Origin of the sequence: Micromonospora sp. WMMD980 (genome assembly GCF_029626035.1) — a bacterium.
Lineage (GTDB): Bacteria > Actinomycetota > Actinomycetes > Mycobacteriales > Micromonosporaceae > Micromonospora.
Map to the genome: position 1 here is coordinate 2,577,697 of NZ_JARUBE010000003.1, position 26,496 is coordinate 2,604,192.

Below are 26,496 nucleotides of genomic sequence, written 5' to 3' on the forward strand. Positions count from 1 at the left end.
CTCGTCACCGGCTCACGGCGAGGCTGACCGCCCAGACCACGGCGAGGCAGGCGACGCCGGCCACCGCGGCCCAGAGCGCACACCCCGTGCCGTATGTGCGGTCGGCGGCGAGTTTACGCTCGGTCTCCGCGGGTTCCCGGCTCATCGCGAGGTAGCGGCCGGTCCTGGGCAGCGTGAGCGCGGCGAGCCCGTTGTCGAGGACCACGGGCTGGCCGATCACGTGCAGTTCGACGCCGGCCGGCACGATCTGTTCGACCACCCACACCGCGTCCACGCGCCTCGCCGCGTCCGCCGGGACCACTCCCCGGTCGACGAGGTGCTGGAGCCACCGGCCGTTGCGGCGATGGCTGGTGGTCTCCTCGCTGACGACGGTCCGTACCGGCGTGGGACCGGCGTGCGCCACCGGCAGCCGGGTGGCCGCCCACAGCGACAGGTGGGGGTCGGTGACGGACGCCTGGAGCATCTTCGCCGTCACGGCGGCCGTGCCGGTGCCGTCGGCCACCCCGAACGGGTCGCCCGCGGATCGTTGCCAGAGGATCTCCGTCTGGGTGAGGCCGGGGTCGCCGACGCTGACGGTGGAGTAGACGGTGGTGCGGAACCACACCGCCTCGGTGCCGGACAACGGCGCGACGACCGTCCCGTCGGGGCCGGGCACCGTCTTTCCGTACACGGCGAACCGGCGGGGCAGGCCGGTACCGGGCCGCAGCGCGGCACACGGCGAGACCGCGTGCCGGCGGACCCACCGGCGCTGGCGGCCCTCCGAAACGGCCAGGGCGAGCAGGACCGGCGCCAGCACCAGCACCGCGTACCCGAGGAAGCCGGCGACCGCGACGACGACCGTCAGGAAGGTCACGGGGTCAGGGTAGACATCGACCGCCAGCGCGACGCCGGAGGTTTCCCCCGGCCGTGGGACGGGCCCTTCCGCCGCCTCCCGGACCTCGTCCTCGTCCCCTGCCGCCCGAGCGGATCCACACCGGCGCCGACATCCCGTGCGTGGCGGGCGGCGGGCGTCGGTAGGTTCGCTGTCATGAGTGACGACACCTTCCGTTCGGTGGAGATCGAGCGCACCGGCCTGGCCAGCTACACCGTCCGCAACGCGCGCGGCGGGTCGATCTCGATGGGTTCGGGCCAGGGCGACGACTTCACGCCCGTGGAACTGCTGCTGGCCGCCATCGGCGGGTGCACCGCCGTCGACGTCGACCACATCACCAGCCGCCGCGCCGAGCCGGACGGCTTCTCCGTGGTGGTCAGCGGCGACAAGATCAAGGATGAGTCCGGCGGCAACCGGATGCGGAACCTCCGCGTGGAGTTCACCGTGACCTTCCCGGCGGGGCCGGACGGCGACCGGGCGCGTGAGGCGCTGCCCCGGTCACTGCGGCAGTCGCACGACCGGCTCTGCACCGTCTCCCGGACGGTCCAGCTCGGCACCCCCGTCACGGTCGTCGACGTCGCCGGCTCCATCGAGGACTGACGCCGGCGCGTAGCTGACCACGGCCCTCGCCTGGAGCCCGGTGGCCGCGGCGACGCGGTTCACGACGCGCCGGCCGCCGGTCGAGGTGATCGGCGGCCGGGAGTGAGGCGCCCCGGAGCCAGGTGAGGAACCGGGTGCGGGCCGTGGCGGCCCGAACCCGTCACCTGGTCCGCTCGATCACCCCGGTCATGCCGACGCCGTTGCTCGACACCGTGCCGCTGGCCAAGAACGAGGAGGTGCCCGGGATGTTGGCCAGGGCCGGCGACGGCGTACGTCCACGCGGAGGTCACCGGTCCGGCCACCCGCCGCCGAGCTTGCCGAGCCCCGCCGTCCAGACGTCGCCGGCGCCCGCCGCGGCCACCTTGGACAGCACGTGGGACCGGTATGGCAGGCGCCGTTCCGTCCACGTCCTCCCGTCCCACCGCAGCAGCGCGTACGGCTCGCCGATCGAGTAGCCGGTGTCGGTCGACGCCTGGTAGCCGACGGCCCAGGCGTCGCCCGTTCCGATCGCGACCACGTCGGTCAACCGGCTGTCGTGGATCAGCGACGGGACCGTCGCCGTCCACGGTGACGTGGTCGCCGCCGTGCCGGAGGCCGCCGGCAGGAGCAACGCGCCCGCCGCGACCGTGACGGGCGCCGCCGCCGACAGGCCACGCCGTGTCGATGCTTCCATGATGGTTTCCCCGCGTCGATGAACGGTCTGCAGCAGCACGTCCCACCGGCCGACCGCGCGCGCTCCGCACGACGTCCGTAACGGAGCCGTAAGGGGTCCTAACGGGGCACGGCCCGGAACCACGCCTCCCGGTCGCCCGGGTCGGGCCCGCGCCGGGGCACCGACGGCGGCTCCTCCCCCACCACCGGCGCGTAGTGGTCGAACGTGGTGGTCAGGACCGCCTCGCCGCCGGTGAGGTCGGGAAGCGCGGCGACGACCCCCGGGATCCGCGCCGACGGCAGGGTGCCGCTCACCTCGAGGTAGCCGCCGGCGACGGCGGTCTCGTGGACGATCGCCCCCCGCCGGCCCAGCAACGCCATCACCGGCTCCACCGCCTGCTGCGGCAGGTTGACGTCGAACCGCTCGATCGGCTGGCACACCCTCGTGCCGGTCACGCGGAGCGCCACGGCCACCACGACCGGGGCGAGGTTGCGGAAGTCGGCCGCCACGGTCGAGATGGACCTGTCGAACTTCTGGTGCGGCCTGCTCTGTCGCGGCCAGTACGTCGACGCCGTCATGGTGACCGTGCAGTCGGTGACCGGCCACCCGTGCGGGCCCTGGCGGCACGCCGCCCGGACACCCTCCTCGGTGGCCGCCACGAAGGCCGGCGGGAGCCGACCGGGTTCGACCCCGGCGCGGAACTCGATGCCGTGCCCGACCGGGGCGGCCTCGATGCGCAACCCCAGCCCCGCCAGGTACGGGTTGCCGCGCTCGCGCACCCGCTCCTCGGCGCCGCCGGCGCCGGCGACCCGCTCGATGCAGGCCGTGAGCGTGCCGGAGAACCGCACCCGGACGCCGTACCGGTCCGCCATCAGGGCGGCCAGCACCTCCTTCTGGACCTCGCCGTGCAGGCGGATCACCGCCTCCGACCGCTGCTCGTCGAGCCGCAGGTCCACCAGCGGGTCCTCGTCGGCCAGCTCGGCCAGGCCGGCGAACATCGCCAGGCGCTGCTCCGGTTCGACCGGCTCGACGACCGCCTGCCGGGTCGGCGGCGGGAACCGGTAGGCGTGCCGCCGCGGCGGATCCCCGATGTGCTGGCCGATCCGGGCCGGCACGCCGCGCACCGCGGCGATCTGCCCGGCGGACACCGAGGGGCGCACCTGGACCCCGTCGGGCTCGATGACCGCGATCTGGGTCACCGTCCGCGGGCGGCTTCCGGCGAGACGCACCCGGTCCCGCACGTGCAACCGCCCGGACCACAACCGCAGCCAGGCGCGTCGACCCTGGCCGTCCCGGTCGACGGCGAAGACCGTGCCGGCCGGCGGGCCGTCCCGCTCCTCGCCGCGCGGCAGCAGGTCGGCCAGGAGGCGGCACAGGTGTCGTACCCCGGCGCCGGTGATCGCCGAGCCGCACGCCACCGGGCTGATCTCGCCGTGGCGCACCGCGTCCCGGACCGCGCGCCGGACGTGCCGCACGCGCACCGGCTCGTCGGTCAGCCACCGCGTCGCCACCGCGTCGTCGACCTCCGCCACGGCCGCCACCACCGGCTCCGCGTCGAGGCTGACGGCGCGTACCCGGGCCTCCCGCCCACCCTGGCCGACGACGGTGGCGAGCACGACCGGGCGCGCCCCGAGCCGCTGGCGCACCTGGGCGGTCACCCGGTCGACGTCGGCGCCGCGGCGGTCCACCTTGTTGAGGAAGAACACCGTCGGTACGCCGATGCGGCGCAACGCCCGCCAGATGGCGACGGTCTGCGGCTGGACGCCCTCCACGCTCGACACCACGAGCACGGCGGCGTCCAGCACGGCCAGCGACCGCTCGACCTCCGCGATGAAGTCGGGGTGGCCGGGGGTGTCCAGCAGGTTGACGCGCAGGTCACCGATCGTCATCGAGGTGACAGCGGCCCGGATGGTGATGCCGCGCCGGCGCTCCAACTCCATCGAGTCGGTCCGCGTGGTGCCGGCGTCGACGCTGCCCAGGTGGGTGACGGCGCCGGCCTCGTAGAGCAGCCGCTCGGTCAGGCTGGTCTTTCCGGCGTCAACATGGGCGACGATTCCGAGGTTCAACAAGGCCAAGGCAGAACTCCACGGTAGGACGGTCCAGGGTCCGGGGCGTGGAATCTGCTCGCATCGTCGCTCCTCGTCGTGATGGTGGTGTCGGCTCCAGGTTCACACGCCCACGGCGCCCGTCGCCACCGATTTCGGCAGGCCGCCGGGAGCCGGAACGCCGGCCGGGGGCAGCATGGCATGCGCGACCACGGATCAGGGTGTCCAGCGCACGCCCGGGTTCACCCGCCCGGACCAGTCGAAGACCGCCATGTTGTCCCACTGGTTGCCGGTGCCGTCGATGTTCGCCGGGTCCCAGCCGTTGCCGCGGACCGCGTACCAGGTCGGCTCCCAGTAGAAGACGCCGACGGCGCCCGCGTTGCGGGCCGTGTTCTGCACCCAGTCGAACTCCTCGGCCTGCCCGGACCAGGTCGCGGCGATGCCGTCGCAGGTCGCGTCGCCGACGGCGTTCGGCTCGCCGTCCGCGTCGGCGCGGGTGAAGGGGTACGCGGTCTCCGCGATCACCACCGGCCGGCCGTAGCGGCCCCGCAGGTCGACGACGTTCTGGTAGAGGTTCGCCAGGCTGCCGTGCCACACGCAGTAGTAGGACAGCGCGGTGACGTCCCACTGCACGCCCTGGGCGCGGATGCCGTCGTAGAACCACCTGGCGTTGGCGTTGCTGTCGGCGTCCGCGGTGTGGATCATCACCTGGATGCCGCTGCCGCACGCCTTGGTCGCGCGGTAGCCCTCCTTCAGCAGCCCGGCCAGCGGGGCGAAGTCGTTGTCGACGACCTTGCCCTCGTTCCACAGCATCCCGACGTTGATCTCGTTGCCGATCTGCACACTGTCCGGTGGCGTGCCCTGCCCCCGCAGGCTCGTGCAGACGTCGTAGGTGAAGGCGTACACGTCGCTGCGTAGTTGGCTCAGGCTGTGCCCGGCCCAGGCGGCCGGCTTGTCCTGCTTTCCGGGGTCGGCCCAGGTGTCGGAGTAGTGGAAGTCGACGAGCACCTTCAGGCCCTTCGCCCTGGCCACCCGCGCCTGGGCCAACAGCCGGAGCTTGTTGTTGTATCCGCTGGCCGGGTTGTTCCAGACGCGCAGCCGGACGTAGTTGACGCCGACGGATGGCAGGATGTCCAGCGGGTCGCGGGCGACGCCGCCGGCGTCGTAGTAGTGGGCACCCAGGTCCAGGCTGCGCTGCAACGAGGAGACGTCGGCACCGCGCATGGTGAGGGTGTTCGCGGCCGTGGCGGGCGCGGGCACGCCACCGAGCATCGCGGTGACGGCGAGGACGGCGGCCGTGACCGCCCCGATCAGGGCCCTGAGGTGGCGGCGCGGACAGGTGCTCACGGGACTCCTTCGCTGCCGTCGTTCAGTCCACGGCACAGACGGCGCCGTTCAGCGAGAAGCCGGTCGGCGGCGCGTCGTCGGCGTTCCACCGTCCCTGGACGCCGAAGGTCGCCGAGCCGTCGGGCGCGAGGACGCGGTTCCAGTCGACGTCACGGGCGGTGACGCCGGCGCCGGTCTGGGCGAGGACGGCGTTCCAGCCCGACGTGACCTGCTGGTCGCCGGGGAAGGCGAAGGTGACGGTCCAGCCGTCGATCGGCGCCGTGCCGGTGTTCCGGACCGTCACGGTGGCCACGAACCCGCCCTGCCACTCGGACTGGTTGCGGTAGGTCACCCGGCAGGTCGACGGCGGCGGGGGCGTCGGCGTGGAGGTCGTGGGCAGGGTGACCGTGTCGGACGCGATCGACACGTTGCCCGCCGCGTCCCGGGCCCGGACGTAGTACAGGTTGCGCAGCGGCGTCGGCGGGGGCAGCGCCACCGTGTACGTCGTGCCCGGCACGGTGGCGACGAGCGTCGAAGTGAACCAGCCGTCGAAGCGGTAGACCTGGTAGCCGAGCACGCCGACGTCGTCTGTCGACGGCGACCAGGACAGCGTGGCGGTCGAGGCGGTCACCCCGCCGACCGTCAGGTTCCGCGGCGCGCTCGGCGGGGTGGTGTCCGGGCCGGTGTCCGTCACCGGGGTGACGACGGTGAGCGTGTCCGTCGAGGCCGAGCGGTGTCCGAGGCTGTCCCGGGCGGTCACCCGGAAGGAGTACTGCCGGCCCGGCTGCAGGTAGTTGGTGATCGTGGTGCCGGTGACGTTCCCGACGGCGGCGCTGTAGATGACGTCGTCGAACGCCTGGTAGTAGGTGATGTCGTAGCCGACGACGGCGCAGCAGCCGGGCCTGGCGGCCGTCCAGCCGAGCGTGACCGATCCGGTCCGGACCTCGACGGCGGTCAGGTCGGTGGGCGCGCTCGGCGGGAACGGCGAGGTGTTCGGCGTGCTGAGCGACACGGTCGGCACCGGCGGCGGGGTTCCGGTCGGCTCCGCGGCGACCGTCGCGACCCCGTCGGGCGCCGGGGCGACGGCGGGGTACGCGGCCCGGCGGGGCCCGCGCCGGCGGCCGGGGTGATGCCCAGCGCGGCGCCGAACACCGCCGTCGACAGCGCGACGGCGGCGAGCGGGCCGGGGCGCGGGCGGCGCGACGGCGAGGACGGGGAGACGCCTGTCATCCCTCGACGATGACGCGAGATATCGATGATCGACAATGTGTCTCACGCCTCGGTCGACGCGCCGGAAGCACCGTCACCTTTTCGGGAGCTGTCCGGCATGGTGCGCGGCGTGGTGGGAATTGAGCTGATCGTGTCGCTGTCGTACGTGGCTCCCACCCACGCCGTGCGGTCGCGGGCCGGCCAGGTTGGCGGAGCGGACCGGTGAGCCCGTTCCGCGTGCTCACCGACCTGGTCGGCCAGTACGGCTACCCGGGACTCGCACTGCTCGTCGGCGTGGAGGGCTTCGGTGTGCCGGCCCCCGGGCAGACCGCGATCGTCCTCGCCGCCGGCTACGCCGCCCACGGCCGGCTGACCGTGGTCGGGGTGGCGACCACCGCGTTCCTGGCCGCCGTGATCGGCGACAGCATCGGCTACCTGATCGGCCGCTACGGTGGCCGCCGGCTCGTCCTGCGCCACGGCCGCCGCCTGCGTCTCGACCCCGACCGGTTCGCCCGCCTGGAGTCGGTGATGAACCGGCACGGCCCGAAGCTCGTGGCCGCCGCCCGCTTCGTCGACGGGCTCCGACAGTTCAACGGCGTGGTCGCCGGCACGACGGGCATGCCCTGGCGGCGCTTCGTGACCTGGAACGCCCTCGGCGCCGCCGCCTGGGTCGGGCTGTGGGCCACCGTCGGTTACCTGGCCGGTGACCACCAGCGGGCCCTCGTCGTGGACCTGCACCGGTTCCAGTGGTATCTGATCGCCGCCGCGGTCGTCCTCACGCTGACCGGTGTCGGATGGCGGCTGACGCGGCGATCGGGCCGCCCCGGCCCCTAGCCGGCGGCGGCACGCCCTTAGCCCGGTAGCGGCGGCCCGTGAATGACCCGCGCCACGTTCCCCGGTGCCACCAGCGTCGATAGTGTCGAGTCGTGACACCTGTCAGCATGCTCCCGCAGCCGCCGCACCCTCGTGCCGGCCGGCGGGACGCTGACCCCGGAACCGTTTCTCCGGCGCGGAGGAAGCCATGATCGAGTCCATTCTTCCGGCCGCGGTGACGGCCGTCGACACGTTCGTGGACCCCCCGGACGCCACCCTGTTCCGCGACGAGGAGGCCATCGTCCGCGCGGCGGTCGACAAGCGCCGTCGCGAGTTCACCACCGCCCGTTGGTGCGCCCGTCAGGCCATGGTCCGGCTCGGCCGCCCACCCGCGCCGATCCTGCCCGGCGCCCGCGGTGAGCCGCAGTGGCCGGCGGGCCTGGTCGGCAGCATCACCCACTGCGCCGGCTATCGCGGCGCCGTGCTCGCCGAGCGCGAGAAGGTCACCACGATCGGCATCGACGCCGAGCCGGACGAGCCACTCGCCAACGGCATCCTGGCCGCCGTCTCGCTGCCCGAGGAACGCGACCGCATCGCCGTCCTCCAGCACGACCACCCCGCGGTGTCGTGGGACCGGATGCTGTTCAGCGCGAAGGAGTCGGTCTACAAGGCCTGGTTCCCGCTGACCGGGCGGTGGCTGGACTTCGAGGACGCCAGGGTCGTGCTGGACCCGCTCGCCGGGACGTTCACCGCCGACCTGCTGGTGACCGCGCCGTTGGTGCGGGGACAGAAGCTGACCGGCTTCTCCGGCCGCTGGCTGGTGCGCAACGGCCTCATCGTCACCGCCATCACCGTGCTGGCGCACCCGGTCCCGCGGGTGCACCCCGCGGCCCGGCGGGTCACCGCCCGACGGCCCACCTGAGCCGCGCCCGGACCATCACGACGACGGCCGCGCCCCTTCGGGAGCGCGGCCGTCGTCGTGGTGCGTGTGGCTCAGCCGGCGGTGGAGAAGTCGAGGTTGAGGTTGGCCGGCAGGTCGGTGCGGCGGGTCACGTTCAGCTTGCGGTAGGTGCGGGTGAGGTGTTGCTCGACCGTGCTGATGGTGATGTAGAGCTTCATCGAGATCTCGCGGTTGGTGTAACCCTCCGCCGCGAGCGCCGCCACCCGGTGCTCGGCGTCGCTGAGCATGGCGGCGCCGGCGGCCGGGTTGAGCGGCTGTGCGGCCGACTCGGTCTCGTCCCAACCCGCGCCCCGGGTGAGGATCTTGAGCAGCGGCTGGGCTTCGGCCTTGTCGGCCAACGCGCGGGCCCGGCGCGCGATCATGCCGGCCCGGCGGGACTCCCCGAGCACGTGGTAGGCCTCGGTGAGGTCGGCCAGGGCGCGGGCCAGCTCGTACTCGTCGCCGCCGGCGGCCTGCAGGTCCACGGCCTGGCGCAGGAACATCGGGCGGTGCCGCAGTTCGCTCGTCGCGGCGAGCAGGCGCATCGCCATGCCGTGCACCCGGGGCGCGTCCTTGCCGCAGCGGGCGAGCTGCTCGTCGATGAGCTTGCGGGCCGGACCGGGGCGGCCCATCCGCAGCAGAGCCTCGGCGGCGTCGGTGCGCCACGGGACCAGACCGGGGACGTCGAGCTTCCAGCGGGCGGCCAGCTCTCCGCACTGCTCGAAGTCACGCAGCGCGAACGGCAACTGGCCGATCGCCAGGCTGTAGCGACCGCGGGCGTGCAGATAGTGCATGCCGTAGCGGGTCTGGAACATCTCCTCGGCGACCGGCTGGTCGAGCTGCTCGCGCACCAGGTCGTAGTCGCCCATCGCGGTGGCCGCGGTGATCAGCGCCGCGAGCGGGCCACCGACCGCGACGCCCCAACTGCTCGGCGGCATGCTCTCCAGCGCCAGGCGGGCGTGCCGGACCGCGGCGGGCAGCTCGCCCAGGCGCAGCGAGATCTCGGCCCGGATCGCGGCCAGGCGGGCGAGCCGGCTCGGCGCCTGCCGGGCGCCGGCCTCCTCGACGAACGTGTCGCACCAGGGCACGGCCCGGTCGGCGTGGCCGCTGTAGGTGAGCGCGAACAGCGCGCTCTCCACGGTGTCCAGGCTCATCTCGTCGAGCCGGGAGTTGTGCAGGATGCGCTCGACGCCGGCGGCGAGCGGCTCGGACGGGCCGCGGGTGAGCACGGTGGCCAACGCGCTGGCCGCCTCGAGGCGATGCCCGGCGGACACGGTCGGGATCGGGGTGGGCGCCAGCGGCGCCTGCGGACGCAGCATCGGGAAGAACGACGGATAGGTGGACCGCAGCAGCGGCCGGGCGATCGCCAGCTCCGTGAGGGTTTCCTGGTCGTGCTCGTCGGCCGACGCGTTGAGCTGCTCGAAGACCGCCCGGGCGTCGGCGAACTGGCCGTTCCAGAGCAGCGCCTTGGTGAGCACCAACGCGTCGCCGCTGCGCAGGAAGCCGTTCTGCATCGCCGCCGTCAGCTCCGGCAGGTACCCGGTGGACATGCTCGGGTTGATCCGCCAGCCGGCCCGCATCATGGTCGTCATGATCTTGGCGCGGTGCCTGTCGTCCGCGCACGTCTGCCAGGCGAGCCGGAGATAGTCGACGGCGGCGTCCACCCGGCCGGCGCGCAGCGCCTGCCGGGCCGCGTCCTCGAGCACCGGCACCACCCAGGGGTCGTCGGCCCGGCCGGCGCGCAGCAGGTGCTCGGCGACCACCTGGCTGACCGCGCCCTCGTGGTAGGCGATCTCCGCCGCCCGCCGGTGCAACGCGACCCGTTCGCCGTCGTCGATCTGGGCCAGCACCGCCTCGCGCGCCACCGGGTGCCGGTAGTCGCTTCGGTGCAGCAGGCCGGCCGCGGCCAGCGCGCGGACCGCCTGGGCGACCTGCGCCGGTTCCAGACCGGTCAGCTTGTCCAGCGAAGCGGCGTCCGGCAGGATGGCCAGCGCCTGGGCGACCCGCTGCATGCGCTCCTCGGTGCGGCGCAGGCAGGAGACCACCGCCTCGGCATACTGGCCGCCCGCCGCCGGCTCGCCGCTCGACGCGACACCGTCGGCGAGCGCCTGCCGGTGGTCCTCGACCAGGCCGCCGACCAGCAACGGATTGCCGCCGCTGACCTGGTGCCAGCGGGGGGCGAGCCGCGCCGCGTCGTCCGCGCCGAGCGCCGTGGTCGCCATCTCCCGGACGCCGTCCACGGTGAGGGTGGTCAGCGCGACGTGGGCGCCGTGCGGCGGCCGAGCCAGGCCGTCGACGTCGAGCACCGGCGCGCCCGAGCGCCGCGTTCCGGAGTGGCTGAACAGCGCCAGCATCGGCGCGAAACGCACCCGGCGGGCCAGGTACGACAGGCAGACCAGCGACGCGTGGTCGGCCCGGTCCAGGTCGTCGACCACGACGACGAGCGGATAGCGCCGGGACAGCTCGAGCAGCACCGTGCAGAGCGAGTGCACGATCTGCGGGTCGAGGCGGTGCGTGCCGCCGTCGCCGTGGGTGAGGGTCTGCGCGCCCTCGTAGAGGAGGTTCATCGCCCGCCGCCGCTCCTCGTCGACCAGCGGGGCGTCCAGCAGCAACTGGCTCATCACGCCGAGCGGCAGGTCCTGCTCGGACCGCGACCCGGTGGCGGTGATGGCCAGTCCGTTGAGGTCCACGACGCGGTCGGCGAACGTGTTCAGCAGTTCGGTCCTGCCGGTCGCCACCGGTCCGGTGACCACGGCGACCCGACCCTTCCCGGCGACGGAGGCGGCCAGCAGGCCGTCCAGTGTCTCGATCGCTTCGCTACGCTCCACCAAAGTCATCTTCTTCACTTCCTCAAGTGCGAGGGGCGCCGTGGGCGGCGCGCTCCAGCGGCATCTCAGGAACCCCCGTGTGGCGTCCAACCCGGCCGCTCTGCCTGCTCGAGACGCTACGGTCGGCCATTGTCGTTCGGTTATCCACCGGCTATCGGTAGGGGCCGGGCCCCGATACGGCGTCCGGGCCGCCGTCCCAGCGGACGGCGACCCGGGAGAGGTGGCGGTGCTCAGACCGCGTGGGCGAGGCGGGGTTGCCCGAGCGGGAAGGACTCCGGCGCGGGCGGGGCCGCGGTGCGGTTCAGCCGGGCGGCCGCACAGCGGACGGCGGCCGAGACGGCGGTGTCCAGGTCGGCGTCGACGCCGACGCCCCACAGCACCTGGTCACCGGCGCGCAGCTCGGCGTAGACGGCGAGCCCTCCGCAGCCGGTGAGCGCCGTGCCCGTGCGGTGCACGGCGTGCACGTCGACGCCCCACGGCACCAGGCGCTCCCGTACCCGCTCGACCTGGTCCGCGCGGGCCGCGCCCACCTCGAAGGCCACGCCGTCGACGTGCAGGTAGGCGGGGACCGCGGCGGGCAGGGGCAGCGGCACGGAGACCAGCGGACGCGAGAGGTACTCGCCCCGGAACAGGTCGGCGATCCGTTCCGGGGCGACCTCGCCGCCCTCCGCGTCGGCGCGCGCCTGCACCAGCGCGGCGAACTCGACCTGAAGGTCGCGGGGCAGGTTGAGGCCGAGCAGCGAGCTGACCACGTAGGCGACGCCGCCCTTGCCCGACTGGCTGTTGATCCGCACGACGGTCTCGTAGGTGCGGCCCACGTCCGCCGGGTCGACCGGCAGGTACGGGATCTCCCAGCGCGTCTCGGCGACCGGCACCCCGCTCGCGGCGGCGACGAGCTTCTGCTCGTCGAAGCCCTTCTTGATGGCGTCCTGGTGCGACCCCGAGAAGGCGGTGTAGACGAGGTCGCCACCGTACGGGTGGCGCGGGTGCACCGGCAGCTCGGTGCAGTGCTCCACGGTGCGCCGTACCCGGTTGAGGTCGGAGAAGTCGATGCCCGGGTCGACGCCCTGGCTGAACATGTTGAGCCCGAGGGTGACCAGGTCGACGTTGCCGGCCCGCTCGCCGTTGCCGAACAGGCAGCCCTCGACCCGCTCGGCGCCGGCCAGCATCGCCATCTCGGCGGTGGCGACGCCGGTGCCCCGGTCGTTGTGCGGGTGCACCGACAGGCAGAGGTGGTCGCGCCGGCTCAGCCGGCGGCCCATCCACTCGATCTGGTCGGCGAAGACGTTCGGCGTGGTCCGCTCGACGGTGGTCGGGAAGTTCAGGATGATCGGTCGACCCGCCTCGGGCTGCCAGACGTCCATCACCGCCTCGCAGACCTCCAGCGAGAAGTCCAGCTCGGTGTCGTTGAACAACTCCTGGGAGTATTGGAAGCCGAGGTCGCAGCCGGTCAGGGTGCGGTCGGCGTACTTCATGAACAGCCGGGTGCCCTGCACCGCCAGTTCCTTGCACTTGGCCCGGTCCATGCCGAACACCACCCGCCGGAACTGCGGGGACGTGGCATTGTAGAGGTGCACGGTGGCGCGGCGGGCGCCGGCGAGACTCTCCACCGTCCGGCGGATCAGGTCGTCGCGGGCCTGCACGAGCACGGAGATGGTGACGTCGTCCGGCACCAGGTCCCGCTCGATGAGCGTCCGCAGGAAGTCGTGGTCGTCCTGGCTGGCCACCGGGAAGCCGACCTCGATCTCCCGGTAGCCCATCTCGGTGAGCAGCCGGAACATGATCAGCTTACGCTCGGGGTTCATCGGGTTGACCAGTGACTGGTTGCCGTCACGCAGGTCGGTGGAGAGCCACCTGGGGGCCGAGGTGATGCTGCGGCCGGGCCACGAACGCTCCGTCAGCGGTACCACGGCCGGTGACCGGTACCGCCGCACCGCACGTCGAAAGGGGTTCACCACGTTCCTCCTCCCTCCGGAGCGCCGGGTTCAGACCCGGCTGCCGAAGAACATCGAATAGGAATAGGGCGCGAGCAGGACCTGGATCCGGCAGGTGTCGGTCTCGTCCTGCACCCGGAACACCACCGCGACCTCCGGGTAGGCGGCGCTGATCCCGAGGCTGGCGAAGTAGGAGTCGCTGTCGAAGACGATGCGGTACGCGCCCTGCTCGAGTTCGTCGTCCAGCCAGTCCAGGATCTGGCCGTCGCTGTCGGTCTCCGCCTGCGACACGGTTCGCCAACTGTCCCCGCTGGGCCTTTCCAGACGGGCCCGGACACCGGCCGCCGAGCGGCCGTAGACGACATCCAACGCTTGCGCAGAGACACTCATTGACAACTCACCTAATGTTCGGACCCGCGACACGGGCGCCTGTGGCGTCATCATCGATACTGCCGTTATCGACCGGCATTCGAGACGTTATCGGCCACCGCCGGCGCTGCTCGAGCGCTTCTTAAACACATCGATAAGGAGTCGATGGCGCGGTTCCATAGCGTGGTTCTCATCGAAGCCGCGACCGGCGCAAGTCGGAAGCAAGCCTGAGGAGACAGGATTCCATGCGATTTTTCAACATCCGCACCATCGCCCGCATCTTCGTCGCCGCCGTAGCCGGTGCCGGCTTCGCCCTCGGCGCGGTCAATCCGGCCAGCGCCGACGAGACAGTCCCGAATCCGCCGGCCTCCGCCCCGATCGTGACGACCGGGAACTGGCCCTGGGGCTGACCTGCCAGACGCTCACCGCGCCGTCACCACTCCCCGGGTGACGGCGCTGCTGTCCGCGCAGCGCGGCGGGCGCTCCGCCGGCGGGCCTACGAGGCTTTCGAGTCGATGACCACCTGATCGGTTCCGGACGCGGCGGCGTATGCCTCGGTGAGCATCGCCAGCACCCGCGACTCGAAGACCGGCGCCTGGATGCTGCGGAACAGGCCGAGCGCCCGGTGCAGGTGCACCACCGCCTGCGGCGGTTTGCCGCAGGCCAACGCCAGCTCGCCGAGGCTGAACGCGATCCGCGCCTCGACCAGCCGTTCACCGTTGCTGCTGGCCAGCGACTGGGCGCTGGCCAGCGCCGTGCCCGCCTCGGTGAAGTCACCACCGCGCAGGTGCGCCAGGCCCAGACCGTGCAGGGCGTACGCCTCACCGATGGGGTCACCGAGGTCGTGCACCGCGGCCAGCGCCTCGCCGAACGCCGCCACCGCCTCGGCCGGCTCCCCGGCCTGCAGGTGCGCGTCGCCGAGCCGGTGCAGCACCTGCGCCTCGATGCGCCGGCTGCCGGCCCGGCGGCTCAGTTCCAGCGCCTGCGGCAGCATGCCCTTGGCGCTGTCCGCGTCACCGCGCTCCAACTCGACCTGCGCGAGGCTGTGCAGCACGTACGCCGCCGCCGCCAGGTCACCGCCGGTGCGCAGCACCGCCAGCGCCCGCTCGTAACGCCGGGCCGCCTCGGCCAGGTTGCCGTCCATCCGTTCCAGAAACGCGATGTTGCGGCTGACCAGTGCCGCGCCCTGGGCATCGTGCACGCTCTGGAACAGCTCGGCGGCCTCGTCGAGGCTCTGCCGGGCGTCGGCGAACCGCTTCTCGACGATCGCCAGCGAGCCGATCGAGTAGAGGATCACCGCCTGCCCACGCCTGTCGTCGACCTGGCGGACCGCGTCGAGCGCCACCTCGTGGGTGTCCCGCCAGTCGTTGAGATAGACCCGCGACTCGAAGAGCGTGACCGCGGTGACGGCCAGGTCCCAGCACAGCTCGACGGCGCCGATCTTGGCGGCCTGCCGCACCGCGGCCACCAGCGACTGGCGCTCGCGCTCGAACCAGTTCAACGGCTCCCGAACCAGCCGGGCGGCGGTGCGCCCCGGCAGTTCCCAGCGCTTCGCCTTGCCGTGCACCTGAAGGTTGTCGTTGCCGTGCAGGTGCCGGTGCGCCACCTCGGCGAGGAACAGCAGCGCGCCGAGGACCCGCTCGAGCGCCGCGTTGCGTTCGGTGACCGCCTCCTCGGCGGCCAACCGCTCCCGGGCGAAGACTCTTATCAAGTCGTGGAAGCGGTATTGACTGTGCAGGCCCGACTCGGTGCCGGTGATCTCGACGAGTTGGGCGTCGGCGAGGTCGTCGAGCAGGTCCTGGGCGTCGTCGAGCGAGCGGTCGAGCAGCGCCGCGCCCATCCAGCCGGAGAAGACCGGGCAGTCCAGCACGGCGAGCAGCCGGAACAGCCGGCGCGCGTCCTCGCTGATGTTGTCGTAGGTCATCGAGATGCTGGCCCGGATGCCCATCGCGCCGTGCTTGAGCTCGTCGAGCCGGCGTGACTCGTTCTCCAGGCGACCGGCGAGCTGCTCCAGCGTCCAGTGCGGGCGTGCCGACAGCCGGGCGCCCGCGATCCGCAGGGCGAGCGGAAGCTGGCCGCACAGCTCGGCCAGTTCGGCGGCGGCGTCGGCCTCGGCGTGCACCCGCCCGTCGCCGGCGATCCGCGACAGCAGCTCGATGGAGTGCCGGAAACCGAAGACGTCGATGTCGACGTGGGTGGCGCCGGGCAGCCCGCCGAGCCGGCTGCGGCTGGTGACGATGACCGCGGTCCGTGGGTTGCCGGGCAGCAACGGCAGCACCTGGCTCTCGCTGCCGACATTGTCGAGCACGACCAGGACCCGTCGGTCGGAGAGCAGGCCGCGGTACATCTCGGCGCGCTCCTCGAGCCCGTCGGGCAGGACGCCGCCGGGCACGCCCAGGGTGCGCAGGAACCGCTCCAGGATCTGCATCGGGCTGACCAGGCGCGACGCCCGGCCGTGCAGGTCGGCGAAGAGCTGCCCGTCCGGATACTGCGCGGCGAGCCGGTGCGAGACGTGCACGCCGAGCGTGGTCTTCCCGATGCCCGGCTTGCCGGCGATGACGATGACCGGCACCGCCAGCTGTCGCGGATTCTCCGTCGACAGGGCGAGGCGCGCCTCGATGTCGTTGATCTGCTGCGCCCGGCCGGTGAAGTCGGCGATGTCGGTCGGCAGCATGCAGGGAACCGCCGTGGTCAGTGCGGGCGTCAGCGGCACGTCGTCGTCGACCGCGAGGATCGGCAGGGCGGGCTCGTCGACGCCCGGCGCCGGACCGGCGACCTCGATCGACGCGACGGCCGGCAGCGCGCCGTCGGCGAGCGGCTCCGTGACGACGAGCAGCGCCGGGCCGTCCGCGACCGGACGGACGACCAGGCCGGCCTCCGAGGTGTGGATGGACCGCTCCAGGCGCTGCAACCACTCGCTCGGCTCCAGGCCCAGTTCGTCGATCAGGGTCTGGCGGGCCAGCCGGTAGGAGTCGAGCGCCTCCGCCTGCCGTCCGGACCGGTAGAGCGCCAGCATGAGCTGACCCCGCAGCCGCTCCCGCAGCGGATGCGCCAGCACCAGACCGGTCAGCTCGGCGATCACGTCCCGGTGCCGGCCCAGGTCCAGCTCCAGCTCGATGCAGTCCTCGATGACGGTCAGCCGGCGCTCGGCGAACCGGTCGGCGGCCGAGCGCAGTACCTGACTGTCGATGCCCTCCAGCGCCGCGCCGCGCCACAGCCGCAACGCCTCGCGGTAGCGCCCGACCGCGTCGTCGCGTCGGCCCGCGCCGGTCGCCTCCCGGGCCTCGGCCAGGAGTCCTTCGTAGTCGCAGAGGTCGATCCGACTGCCGGTCGGGTCGAGCACGTAACCCTGGTTGCGGGTGATGATGGTGTCGGCCCGGCCGGAGGACGCGAGCAGGCGGCGCAGCGCGGAGACGCAGATCTGCACCTGGACGCGGGCGCTGCTGGGCAGGTGCTCGCCGTAGATCGCGGTCATCAGGCGGCCCACCGGGACCACGCGTCCCGCCTCCAGCACCAGGCTGGCCAGGACGATCTGCTGGCGGTGCCCGCCGAGGTCGAGGGGACGGCCGTCCACCAGAACCTCGAGCGGGCCGAGCACGCGGAAATCCACGTGCGCCCCCTACGCCCCTACGATTGCGGGGCAGGTCACGGCCCCGACGCCCGTTACCTTTCGTTCACCCCGCGATCGCCCGCCGGTTGGGTCGTAGAACAATAAACAGTTCTGCCACTTCGTCCACATTGCTCTGCCCCCAGGTGTCTCCACCGAGACTACGAAAGCGTTCCCGCTGGTGCCAGCCGGCTTGACGATCGGCACCCTTCGGGTCGGGACAAATGGCCGTTCTCCCGATAGTCGCACCGATCGATGCCTTTGCTGCGTCGATTCGGCAAGACACTTTCGTCCACTCCCTCCGGTTTGATACGGCGGAAGGAATTTTGCCGACGGGCCCCGAGCGCGGATCCGAGCAATGTTCGGGTATTTACCCGGCGTGGTGTCAGACGAGCAGGCAGACCGCCGTGCCGGCGGAGAGCGTCTGGCCGATCGCGACCGTCAGGCCGGTCACCACGCCCGTCTTGTGGGCGTGCAGCGGCTGCTCCATCTTCATCGCCTCGATGACCGCGACCAGATCCCCCGCCGCCACCGTGTCACCCTCCGTGACCGCCAGCTTCACGACCGTGCCCTGCATCGGGCTGGTCAACGCGTCCCCGTCGACCACCGCCGGCGGGGTGCGGCCGCCGCCGGCCCGCCGACGCGGCCGGACCGTCGGAGCCGCCGCCCCGGCCGCCGCCGACCCCGGCGCCGCGACGAGGCCGGCGAACCCGGCAGGGAACGTGACCTCGTGCCGCCGGCCGTCGATCTCGACCACCAGGCTCGGGCGCTCGGGCGGCGGCGACGCCACCGCGCCGCCCTCGAACGGGGGTACGTCCTGGTGCCACTCCGTCTCGATCCAGCGGGTGTGCACGCGGAACGGCTCGTCGGTGAACGCCGGGTCACGGACCACCGCGCGGTGGAACGGCAGCACGGTGGCCAACCCGTCCACGGCCAACTCGTCGAGCACCCGCCGGGAGCGCGCCAGCGCCTCGGCCCGGGTCTCGCCGGTGACGATCACCTTGGCCAGCAGCGAGTCGAAGTTCCCGCCGACGACGCTACCCGCACCGATGCCGGCGTCGACCCGCACGCCCGGCCCGTCCGGCCACGTCACCGCCGAGACCACACCCGGCGCCGGCAGGAAGCCGCGGCCCGGGTCCTCGCCGTTGATCCGGAACTCGATGGCGTGACCGCGCGCCGGTGGGTCGGCGTCGAACCGCAGCCGCTCGCCGTCGGCGATCCGGAACTGTTCGCGGACCAGGTCGATGCCGCTGGTCTCCTCGCTGACCGGGTGCTCCACCTGGAGCCGGGTGTTCACCTCCAGGAACGAGATCGTGCCGTCGGTCCCGACCAGGTACTCCACGGTGCCCGCGCCGTGGTAGCCGGCCGCCCGGCAGATCTCCTTGGCCGAGGAGTGGATCCGGTGGCGCTGGGCGTCGGTCAGGAAGGGCGCCGGCGCCTCCTCGACCAGCTTCTGGTGCCGCCGTTGCAACGAGCAGTCACGGGTGCCGACGACCACGACGGCGCCGTGCTGATCGGCCAGCACCTGCGCCTCCACGTGACGCGGACGGTCGAGGTAGCGCTCGGCGAAGCACTCGCCCCGGCCGAACGCCGCGACCGCCTCCCGGGTCGCCGACTCGAACAGCTCGGGGATCTCGGCCACGGTCCGGGCCACCTTCAGCCCCCGGCCCCCGCCACCGAAGGCCGCCTTGATGGCGACCGGCAGGCCGAAACGTTCGGCGAACGCCACGATCTCGGTCGCGTCCCGGGCCGGCTCCGGGGTGCCCGGGACCAGCGGGGCGCCGACCTGCTCGGCGATGCGCCGCGCCGACACCTTGTCGCCGAGGACCCGGATCGCCGCCGGCGACGGCCCGATCCAGGTCAGGCCGGCGCCGACGACCGCCTGGGCGAAGTCCGCGTTCTCCGAGAGGAAGCCGTACCCGGGGTGCACCGCGTCGGCGCCGGCGGTCGCCGCGACGGCGAGCAGCTTGTCGATCCGCAGGTAGGAGTCGGGGGCGGTGTCGCCGTCGAGCGCGTACGCCTCGTCGGCCAGCCGGACGTGCCGGGCGTCGCGGTCGCTGTCGGCGTAGACGGCGACGCTGCGCAGGCCCGCGTCGCGGCAGGCGCGGACGATGCGGACCGCTATCTCGCCACGGTTGGCGATGAGGACCGTGTGCACGTGTGTCAGCTCCTTTCGGCGGCCCTCAGGGCAGCCGGGCCACCAGCGAGGCGTGGGTCAGGCCGGCGCCGAACCCGGACAGCAGCGCCAGGCCGCCGGACGGCACCCGGCCGGCGCTGACCAGCGTCTCCATGGCCAGCGGGATCGACGCGGCGGAGGTGTTGCCGGAGTGCTCCACGTCACGCGAGACCACGACGCTCGCCGGCAGACCCAGTGAGCCGGCGATCCGGTCGATGATGCGCACGTTGGCCTGGTGCGGCACGAACGCGGCCAGGTCGTCGACGGTCAGGCCGGCGGCCCGTACCGCCTCGCCGGCGACCGGCGCCACCTCGGAGATCGCCCAGCGGAAGACCTCCGGTCCGGCCATCCGCATCACCGGCCAGAAGCCCGGGTCGTCGCGCGTGCGGGCCCAGGAGCCCTCGTGACCGATGACGCCGCTGCGCCCCCCGTCGGCGCCCCAGACCACCTGGTGGATGCCGGTGCTGCCGGACGACTCGACCACCACTGCGCCGGCGCCGTCGGCGAACAGGAAGGCGGTGGACCGGTCCTTGGGGTCGATGATGTCGGTCATCCGCTCCGACCCGACGACCAGTACCCGGTCCGCCGAGCCGCTGCGCACCAGCCCGTCGGCCACGGCCAGCGCCGCGCAGAACCCGGCGCAGGCCGCGCCGAGGTCGAAGGCGGCCGCCCGGCGCGCGCCGAGCAGGTCCGCCACCTGCGGACCGGCCGCCGGTGACTGGTACAGGTAGGACATCGTCGCCACGATCACCACGTCGATGCTCTCCGCGGTGACCCCGGCGTGACGCAGGGCGCCGTCGGCGGCCCGCGTCGCCATGCTGACCACGGTGTCGTCCGGGCCGGCGAAGCGGCGGCTGACGATGCCGGATCGCTGCCGGATCCACTCGTCGGTCGAGTCGATCGGGCCGCAGATCTCGTCGTTGTGCACGACCCGGGCCGGGCGGTAGGCGCCGACGCCGCGGATCCGGCTGCCGGTCACGAGCCGGTCCCGATCCGGGCCAGCGTGCCGTCGAGGTAGGCGGCCCGGCAGGCCCGCCGCTGCACCTTGCCGCTGGTGGTGCGGGGCAGCGTGCCGCGGCGGATGAGCACGACCTCGGCGACCGGGATGCCGTGCCGCGCCTCCACCGTCGTCCGGATGGTCCCGGTGAGCTGCTCGGCCGGGGTGTCCCGCAGGATCCGGCCGTTCACCTCCACCACCACGACCAGGTTCTCGGTGGCGCCGCCGTCCACCGCGAAGGCGGCCGAGCACGACGGTTGCAGACCGGGGGCGCAGGTCTCGGTGGTCTGCTCGAGGTCCTGCGGATAGTAGTTGCGGCCGAACCGGATGATGACGTCCTTGAGGCGGCCGGCGACGAACAGCTCGCCGTCGGAGACGAAGCCGAGGTCGCCGGTGCGCAGGTAGCGCAACGCCGGATCGCCGTCGGCGATCGTCGCCTCGAACGTCTCGGCGGTCTCGACCGGGCGTTGCCAGTAGCCCTGCGCCACGCAGGGGCCGGACACCCAGATCTCGCCGATCGTCTCGTCCGGGCAGCGCGTGCGGCTGCCCGGGTCGACGATCGTCACCTCGGTCAGCCCGTCGGCCGGGCCGCAGCTGACCACAGGCGTCGCGTCCGGGTCGCCCGGTGCCACCCCGACGACCTTCCGGTCGGCGAGCGCCGAGGCGGAGAGCCACCGCGCCCGGGGCGGGTCGGTCGACCGGCTGCCCGAGACCTTCAACGTGTTCTCGGCCAAACCGTAGCCGGGGCTGATCGACCGCCACTCGAGCCCGTACGGCGCGAACGCCGTGGCGAACCGCTGCACCGTGTCCCACCGCACCGGCTCCGACCCGCTGATCGTCGCCCGCAGGCAGGACAGGTCCAGGTCGGGCCGGGCGTCGGCGGCCGCCCGCGCGCACAGCTCGTAGGCCAGGTTCGGCGCGGCGGTGTGCGTGCCGCGCAGCTCCGCGATCGCCTCCAGCCAACCCAGCGGGCGGCGGACGAAGTCGTCCGGCGCCATCAGGTGCGCCGGCGCCCCCGACCACAACGGCATCACGATGCCGAACAGCAGCCCCATGTCGTGGAAGAGCGGCAGCCAGGAGACCACCCGGCCGCCGTCGGTGACCGGCCAGCGCCGGGCCAGGTCCTCGGCGTTCGCGCAGAAGTTGCGGTGGCTCACCACCACGCCCTTGGGCATGCCGGTCGAGCCCGAGGTGTACTGCAGCATCGCGACGTCGTCCGGCACGATGATCCGCGGCGACCAGGCCGAGGCGACCTCGTCCGCGATGTCGTCGGTGCACAGCCAGGACAGGCCGGACAACTCCGGCGCGTCCCCGAACTGCGCGAGAAGCTGCTCCCGGACCGCCACCGTGGTGAGGATCGTGGTCGCCCCCGCGTCGTCCGCGACCGCCCGCACCCGCCGCAGGCCGCTGCGCCGGTTGGGCACCTTCACCGGAGCGGCGCGTACCCGGGCCAGTTGGGCGCCCAGCAACGCCCGGGGGAACTCGAGACCGGACGGGTAGAGCATCACCGCCGTCCGTCCGCCGAGGTCGAGGTCGGCCATGGCGGCCGCCCGGGCCCGGGCGGCGATCTCCAGGTCGCCGTACGTCAGCTCGTCGTCCCGCGGGCGGCCGGTGGGCCGGACCATCGAGTACGCCACCGTGTCCGGCGTCTCCGCCGCCCGCCGGGCCAGCATCGTGGCCAGGTCGGGCGACGTGGTCGTCGTGATCGTGTCGGTCATGTCGATCCCTCTTCCGCTCCGCGGTGGTGCCGGGTCAGGCGGTGCGCGAACCGGCCCGCACGGCGGCGAGCTGGGTCCGGATGATGGTGAGCACCGCGGCCTGGTGCCGGTTGAGGAAGAAATGGCCGCCGGAATAGGTGTGCAGGTCGAACGGCCCGGTGGTGTGGTCCTGCCAGGACCGCACCTCGTCGACCGTGGCCTTGCTGTCGCTCTCGCCGGTGAACGCGGTGATCGGCGCCGACAGCGGCGGGCCGGGCACGTAGCGGTAGGTCTCCGCGGCGGTGTAGTCGGCGCGGATGGCCGGCAGGATCATCCGCAGCACCTCGTCGTCGCCGAGCAGCCCGCCCTCGGTGCCGCTGAGCCGGCGCACGTCGGCGATGAGGCCGCGGTCGTCGAGCTGGTGCACCCGCTCGTCCCGGACCCGCGACGGCGCCCGCCGGCCGGAGGCGAACACCACCGCCGGGGTCACCCCGTCCTCGTGCTCCAGCAGACGCGCCACCTCGAAGGCGAGGCTCGCGCCCATGCTGTGCCCGAACAGCGCCAGCGGCCGGTCGGTCCGTGGGCGCAGCACCGCGTGCACCCGTCGGGCCAGCTCGGGCAGGTCCCGCACCAGCGGCTCGTGCCGGCGGTCCTGCCGGCCGGGATACTGGATCGCCAGCACCTCGACCTCGGGCGCGAGGGCCCGCGACACCGGGAAGTAGTAGCTCGCCGAGCCACCGGCGTGCGGCAGGCACACGAGCTGGACACTGCCGGGCGTGGCCGGGTGGTACTCCCGGATCCACAGGCCCGCGTCGTCGTCGGTCATGCTGGTCGCCCCTCACGTCGGCCGGGCCCCGTCGGGCGGGACCCTCGATGTGAGGACGAGGATCCTCACGCGCCGACAGCGGGCGCAAGAGATCCGGAACTGCCCCGGCGCAGTCTCGGGTCAGTAGGGGGCGGCCTACGGGTTACCGGGCCGCACGCCCGCCCCGAGCATGGACAGGTGTGGCGCATCCGTGCCTTGCCACCGCTTGGGAGTAGACATGATCGAGGTCAACGAACTGCGCAAGTCGTACCGGATCCGCTTCGGGCGGAAGACCATCGACGTCGACGCCGTGCGTGGTGTCAGCTTCGACGTCCAGAAAGGACAGGTGCTCGGCCTGCTCGGCTCGAACGGCGCGGGCAAGACCACCACCATCCGGATGCTCACCACGCTCATCCGGCCGGACAGCGGCACCGCCGTCATCGCCGACGCCGACCTCGCCACCGAGGCGGCCGAGGTGCGGCGGCGCATCGGGTACGTCTCGCAGGGCGGGTGCACCGCGGACAACTCGACCGCCCGGGAGGAGCTCGTCCTCCAGGCCCGCATGTTCGGCATCGGCAAGGCCGAGGCCCGCGAGCGGGCCGCGCGGGCGCTGGACACGTTCAAGCTCACCGACTACGCCGACCGGCGGTGCAAGACCTACTCGGGCGGCCAGCGGCGGCGGGTGGACATCGCCATGGGCCTCATCAACGAGCCCCGGGTGCTGTTCCTGGACGAGCCGACCGCCGGTCTCGACCCGGCCGGCCGGGCCGACATCCGCGGCGAGATCGAGCGCCTGCGCGCCGACGGCATGACCGTGCTCGTCACCACCCACTACCTCGAGGAGGCCGACGCCCTCTGCGACCGGGTGGCCATCGTCGAGAAGGGGCAGGTCGTCGCGGCGGGCACGCCGGAGGAGCTGAAGCGTCAGGTCGCCGGCGACGTGGTCACGCTCGGGCTGAACGGCAGCACGCCGGCCGCCGAGAAGATCATGACCGGGGCCGCCTACGTGACCCGGCTCGAATCCACCGACGAGGGCCTGCGCCTGTTCGTCGACTCCGGCAACCGCGTGCTGCCGAAGATCCTGCACGACCTCGACGACGCCGGCATCGTGCCGGACACGATCGAGGTGCACCGGCCGTCGCTCGACGACGTGTTCCTGGCCAAAGCCGGCCGCTCGCTCACCGCAGCCTGAAAGGGGGCCCGCCGCCATGACCGTCGCCCGCGGCACCTGGCTGGTGTTCCACCGCCAGATCAGCCAGATCATCCGCAGTCCGATCTGGATCTTCCTGAGCATCCTGGATCCGCTGGTCTATCTGTTCCTGTTCGCGCCGCTGCTCCAGCGGGCGCTGAACGCGCCGACGTCCGGGGCGGCGTACACCACGTTCGTGCCCGGCCTACTGGTGCTGCTGGCCATCTTCGGCGGCATGTTCGCCGGCTTCAACATGCTCGTGGAGCTGCGGGCCGGCATGATCGAGCGGGCCCGGGTGACGCCGATGAGCACGGTGGCGCTGCTGCTCGGCCGATCTCTCAAGGACGTCGCGAACCTGCTGTTCCAGGCCGCCATCGTGACGCTGACCGCGATGCTGTTCGGCCTGACCGTACGCCTGCCGGAGCTGCTGCTCGGTTTCCTGCTGGTCGGCATGATCGCGCTCGGCATGTCGGCGCTGTCCAACGGGGCGGCGCTGAAGCTGAAGACCGAGGGCATCCTGAGCCCGCTGATCAACACGGTGGGGCACCCGCTGCTGATGCTCTCCGGCATCCTGCTGCCGCTGGCGCTGGCGCCGGTGTGGCTGCAGAACGTGGCCAACCTCAACGTGTTCTCCTGGGTGGTCCGCGGGATGCGTGAGCTGTTCGCCGGGCACCCGGAGGCACCGGTGGTCTGGCAGAGCTTCGCCGTCCTGACGGTCCTGACCACCCTGTCGGTCTACTGGGCGTCCCGCCAGTTCGCCCGCAGCATCCGGTAACCCCCCGCACCGCGAGGAGGCCGCCGCGCCCACGGGCGTGGCGGCCTCCTCGTGCGTCGGCGGTCAGAGCGGGATGTTGCCGTGCCGCTTCGCCGGCAGCTCGGCCCGCTTGTGCCGCAGCGCCCGCAGCGCGCGGGCCACCTCCAGGCGGGTCTGCGACGGACGGATCACCCGGTCGACGTAGCCCCGCTCGGCCGCGATGTACGGCGAGTCGAACAGTTGCCGGTACTCCTCGGTGTACTTGGCCAGCAGGCGCTCGCGGTCGGCGCCCTCGGCGGTGGCCAGCGCCTTGCGGTAGAGCATCAGCACCGCCCCGCCGGCGCCCATCACCGCGATCTTGGCGGTCGGCCAGGCGAGGTTGATGTCGGCGCCCAGGTGCTTGGAGCCCATCACCGCGTAACCCCCGCCGTAGGCCTTCCCGACGACCACGGTCACCAGCGGGACGGTGGCCTCGGAGTACGCGTACAGCAGCTTGGCGCCGTGCCTGATGATGCCCATCCGCTCCTGCTGCGCGCCGGGCAGGTAGCCCGGCACGTCGACCAGGGTGAGGATCGGGATCCGGAACGCGTCGCACATCCGCACGAAGCGCGCCGCCTTGACCGACGCGTCCAGGTCGATCGCGCCGGCCAGGTGCCCGGGCTGGTTGGCCACCACGCCGACCGAGCGCCCCTCGACCGAGGCCAGCGCGCAGATGATGTTCGGCGCGAACGCCTCCTGGAACGGCAGCAGCGAGTCCTCGTCGACGACCCGCTCGATCAGCTCGACCATGTCGTACGTGCGGTTCGCCGAGTCCGGCATGATGCCGTCGAGGTGCCGGTCGCGCTCGGTGACCTCCGGCGCGCCGGTGTGCGCGAACACCGGCGGCTCCTCGCGGTTGTTGCCGGGCAGGTAGCCCAGCAGGTCGCGGACCCAGGCGATCGCGGCCGGCTCGTCGTCGGCCACGTGGTGCACGTTGCCGGCGACCTCGCTGTTGGTCTCCGCGCCGCCCAGCTCGTCGCGGGTGGTGCGCTCCCCCATCACCGCGGCGACCACCTCGGGGCCGGTCACGAACATGTACGACGTGTCGCGCACCATCACCGTCACGTCGGTCATCGCCGGCGAGTACACCGCGCCGCCCGCACACGGTCCCATGATCAGTGAGATCTGCGGGATCACGCCCGAGGCGAGCACGTTGCGCCGCCCGATCTCGGCGTAGTGCGCCAGCGAGAGCACGCCCTCCTGGATCCGGGCGCCACCGGAGTCGTTGATGCCGACGACCGGGCAGCCGATCTTCATGGCCAGGTCCATGAGCTTCATGACCTTGCCGCCGCACGCCTCGCCCATGCTGCCGCCCAGGATCGTGAAGTCCTGGGAGAACGCGCACACCTGCCGGCCGTCGACGGTGCCGTAGCCGGTGATCACCCCGTCGCCGTCCGGCCGGTCGCCGTCCATGCCGTAGTCGGTGCACCGGTGCCGCACGAACTCGTCGAGCTCCACGAAGGATCCGGGGTCGAAGAGCAGGTCGAGCCGCTCGCGCGCGGTCAGCTTGCCCTTCTGGTGCTGCTTCTGCCGGGCCCGGTCCTCGGCCGTCTCCACCACCTGCCGGTGCCGCGCGTCCAGCGCGGCGATGCGCCCGGCGGTGGTGGGCTCCGTGACTGTCTGCTCAGGCATGTGGAGGGTCCTC

The 26,496-nt window shown here is 72.8% G+C and carries 21 protein-coding genes; 7 read left to right on the forward strand and 14 right to left on the reverse strand.

Going from position 1 to position 26,496, the window contains the following annotated elements; translation table 11 throughout:
- Positions 1–4: 4 nt before the first annotated feature.
- Entirely contained in the window at positions 5–853 is an 849-nt protein-coding gene (locus O7618_RS12525) for a hypothetical protein (protein WP_278106240.1), read from the reverse strand.
- Positions 854–1,027: 174 nt separating this feature from the next.
- Here O7618_RS12525 and O7618_RS12530 point away from each other — a divergent pair, with 174 nt between their 5' ends.
- Positions 1,028–1,471: an OsmC family protein gene (locus tag O7618_RS12530; RefSeq protein ID WP_278106242.1), complete on the forward strand. Its 444-nt coding sequence runs from the start codon at positions 1,028–1,030 to the stop codon at positions 1,469–1,471.
- A gap of 286 nt (positions 1,472–1,757) precedes the next feature.
- On the opposite strand, the gene O7618_RS12535 is transcribed toward O7618_RS12530, so the two are convergent.
- From O7618_RS12535 to O7618_RS12550, 4 genes are all read right to left on the reverse strand, one after another.
- Entirely contained in the window at positions 1,758–2,144 is a 387-nt protein-coding gene (locus O7618_RS12535) for a hypothetical protein (protein ID WP_278106243.1), read from the reverse strand.
- Positions 2,145–2,242: 98 nt separating this feature from the next.
- Entirely contained in the window at positions 2,243–4,189 is a 1,947-nt protein-coding gene (locus O7618_RS12540; RefSeq protein ID WP_278106244.1) for a TetM/TetW/TetO/TetS family tetracycline resistance ribosomal protection protein, read from the reverse strand.
- Between the two features lie 195 nt (positions 4,190–4,384).
- Positions 4,385–5,440, reverse strand: coding sequence for a glycosyl hydrolase 53 family protein (locus tag O7618_RS12545; protein ID WP_278109985.1), 1,056 nt, complete (start codon positions 5,438–5,440; stop codon positions 4,385–4,387).
- Between the two features lie 97 nt (positions 5,441–5,537).
- A complete protein-coding gene (locus tag O7618_RS12550; protein WP_278106245.1) occupies positions 5,538–6,506 on the reverse strand; it encodes a cellulose binding domain-containing protein in 969 nt (322 codons plus the stop codon).
- A 243-nt stretch (positions 6,507–6,749) separates the two neighbouring features.
- On the opposite strand from O7618_RS12550, the gene O7618_RS12555 reads away from it, so the two are divergent.
- From O7618_RS12555 to O7618_RS12565, 3 genes are all read left to right on the forward strand, one after another.
- Complete coding sequence (locus tag O7618_RS12555) at positions 6,750–6,929, forward strand: hypothetical protein (RefSeq protein WP_278106246.1); 180 nt, start codon at positions 6,750–6,752, stop codon at positions 6,927–6,929.
- Positions 6,926–7,537, forward strand: coding sequence for a DedA family protein (locus O7618_RS12560; protein ID WP_278106248.1), 612 nt, complete (start codon positions 6,926–6,928; stop codon positions 7,535–7,537). The genes O7618_RS12555 and O7618_RS12560 overlap by 4 nt, the downstream gene beginning before the upstream one ends.
- A gap of 187 nt (positions 7,538–7,724) precedes the next feature.
- A complete protein-coding gene (locus tag O7618_RS12565) occupies positions 7,725–8,438 on the forward strand; it encodes a 4'-phosphopantetheinyl transferase superfamily protein (protein WP_278106249.1) in 714 nt (237 codons plus the stop codon).
- 71 nt (positions 8,439–8,509) lie between these two features.
- On the opposite strand, the gene O7618_RS12570 is transcribed toward O7618_RS12565, so the two are convergent.
- The 3 genes from O7618_RS12570 to O7618_RS12580 form a co-directional block, all read right to left on the reverse strand.
- Positions 8,510–11,293 (reverse strand): LuxR family transcriptional regulator, encoded by a 2,784-nt coding sequence (locus O7618_RS12570; protein WP_278106250.1) that lies wholly within the window; start codon positions 11,291–11,293, stop codon positions 8,510–8,512.
- Positions 11,294–11,514: 221 nt separating this feature from the next.
- Positions 11,515–13,242, reverse strand: a complete 1,728-nt coding sequence (locus O7618_RS12575; protein ID WP_347405371.1) for a 2-isopropylmalate synthase — start codon at positions 13,240–13,242, stop codon at positions 11,515–11,517.
- Positions 13,243–13,269: 27 nt separating this feature from the next.
- Positions 13,270–13,662 (reverse strand): hydroxyisourate hydrolase, encoded by a 393-nt coding sequence (locus O7618_RS12580; protein WP_347405372.1) that lies wholly within the window; start codon positions 13,660–13,662, stop codon positions 13,270–13,272.
- Between the two features lie 170 nt (positions 13,663–13,832).
- On the opposite strand from O7618_RS12580, the gene O7618_RS12585 reads away from it, so the two are divergent.
- Positions 13,833–13,997 (forward strand): hypothetical protein, encoded by a 165-nt coding sequence (locus tag O7618_RS12585; protein ID WP_175441373.1) that lies wholly within the window; start codon positions 13,833–13,835, stop codon positions 13,995–13,997.
- Between the two features lie 86 nt (positions 13,998–14,083).
- Here the strand turns inward: O7618_RS12585 and O7618_RS12590 are convergent, their stop codons facing one another.
- The 5 genes from O7618_RS12590 to O7618_RS12610 form a co-directional block, all read right to left on the reverse strand.
- A complete protein-coding gene (locus O7618_RS12590) occupies positions 14,084–17,197 on the reverse strand; it encodes a BTAD domain-containing putative transcriptional regulator (protein ID WP_278106253.1) in 3,114 nt (1,037 codons plus the stop codon).
- A 382-nt stretch (positions 17,198–17,579) separates the two neighbouring features.
- Positions 17,580–19,352 carry a biotin carboxylase N-terminal domain-containing protein gene (locus O7618_RS12595; RefSeq protein ID WP_278106254.1) on the reverse strand — a complete coding sequence of 591 codons (1,773 nt, stop codon included), beginning with the start codon at positions 19,350–19,352 and terminating at the stop codon, positions 17,580–17,582.
- 25 nt (positions 19,353–19,377) lie between these two features.
- Positions 19,378–20,349, reverse strand: coding sequence for a beta-ketoacyl-ACP synthase III (locus O7618_RS12600; RefSeq protein WP_278106255.1), 972 nt, complete (start codon positions 20,347–20,349; stop codon positions 19,378–19,380).
- Complete coding sequence (locus O7618_RS12605; protein WP_278106257.1) at positions 20,346–22,085, reverse strand: fatty acyl-AMP ligase; 1,740 nt, start codon at positions 22,083–22,085, stop codon at positions 20,346–20,348. The genes O7618_RS12600 and O7618_RS12605 overlap by 4 nt, the downstream gene beginning before the upstream one ends.
- Before the next feature lie 34 nt (positions 22,086–22,119).
- Positions 22,120–22,890: an alpha/beta fold hydrolase gene (locus O7618_RS12610; protein WP_278106258.1), complete on the reverse strand. Its 771-nt coding sequence runs from the start codon at positions 22,888–22,890 to the stop codon at positions 22,120–22,122.
- A 217-nt stretch (positions 22,891–23,107) separates the two neighbouring features.
- On the opposite strand from O7618_RS12610, the gene O7618_RS12615 reads away from it, so the two are divergent.
- Entirely contained in the window at positions 23,108–24,061 is a 954-nt protein-coding gene (locus O7618_RS12615; RefSeq protein WP_278106259.1) for an ATP-binding cassette domain-containing protein, read from the forward strand.
- A gap of 16 nt (positions 24,062–24,077) precedes the next feature.
- Positions 24,078–24,833: an ABC transporter permease gene (locus O7618_RS12620; RefSeq protein WP_278106260.1), complete on the forward strand. Its 756-nt coding sequence runs from the start codon at positions 24,078–24,080 to the stop codon at positions 24,831–24,833.
- A gap of 63 nt (positions 24,834–24,896) precedes the next feature.
- On the opposite strand, the gene O7618_RS12625 is transcribed toward O7618_RS12620, so the two are convergent.
- Positions 24,897–26,483 (reverse strand): acyl-CoA carboxylase subunit beta, encoded by a 1,587-nt coding sequence (locus O7618_RS12625; protein ID WP_278106261.1) that lies wholly within the window; start codon positions 26,481–26,483, stop codon positions 24,897–24,899.
- Positions 26,484–26,496: the final 13 nt, after the last annotated feature.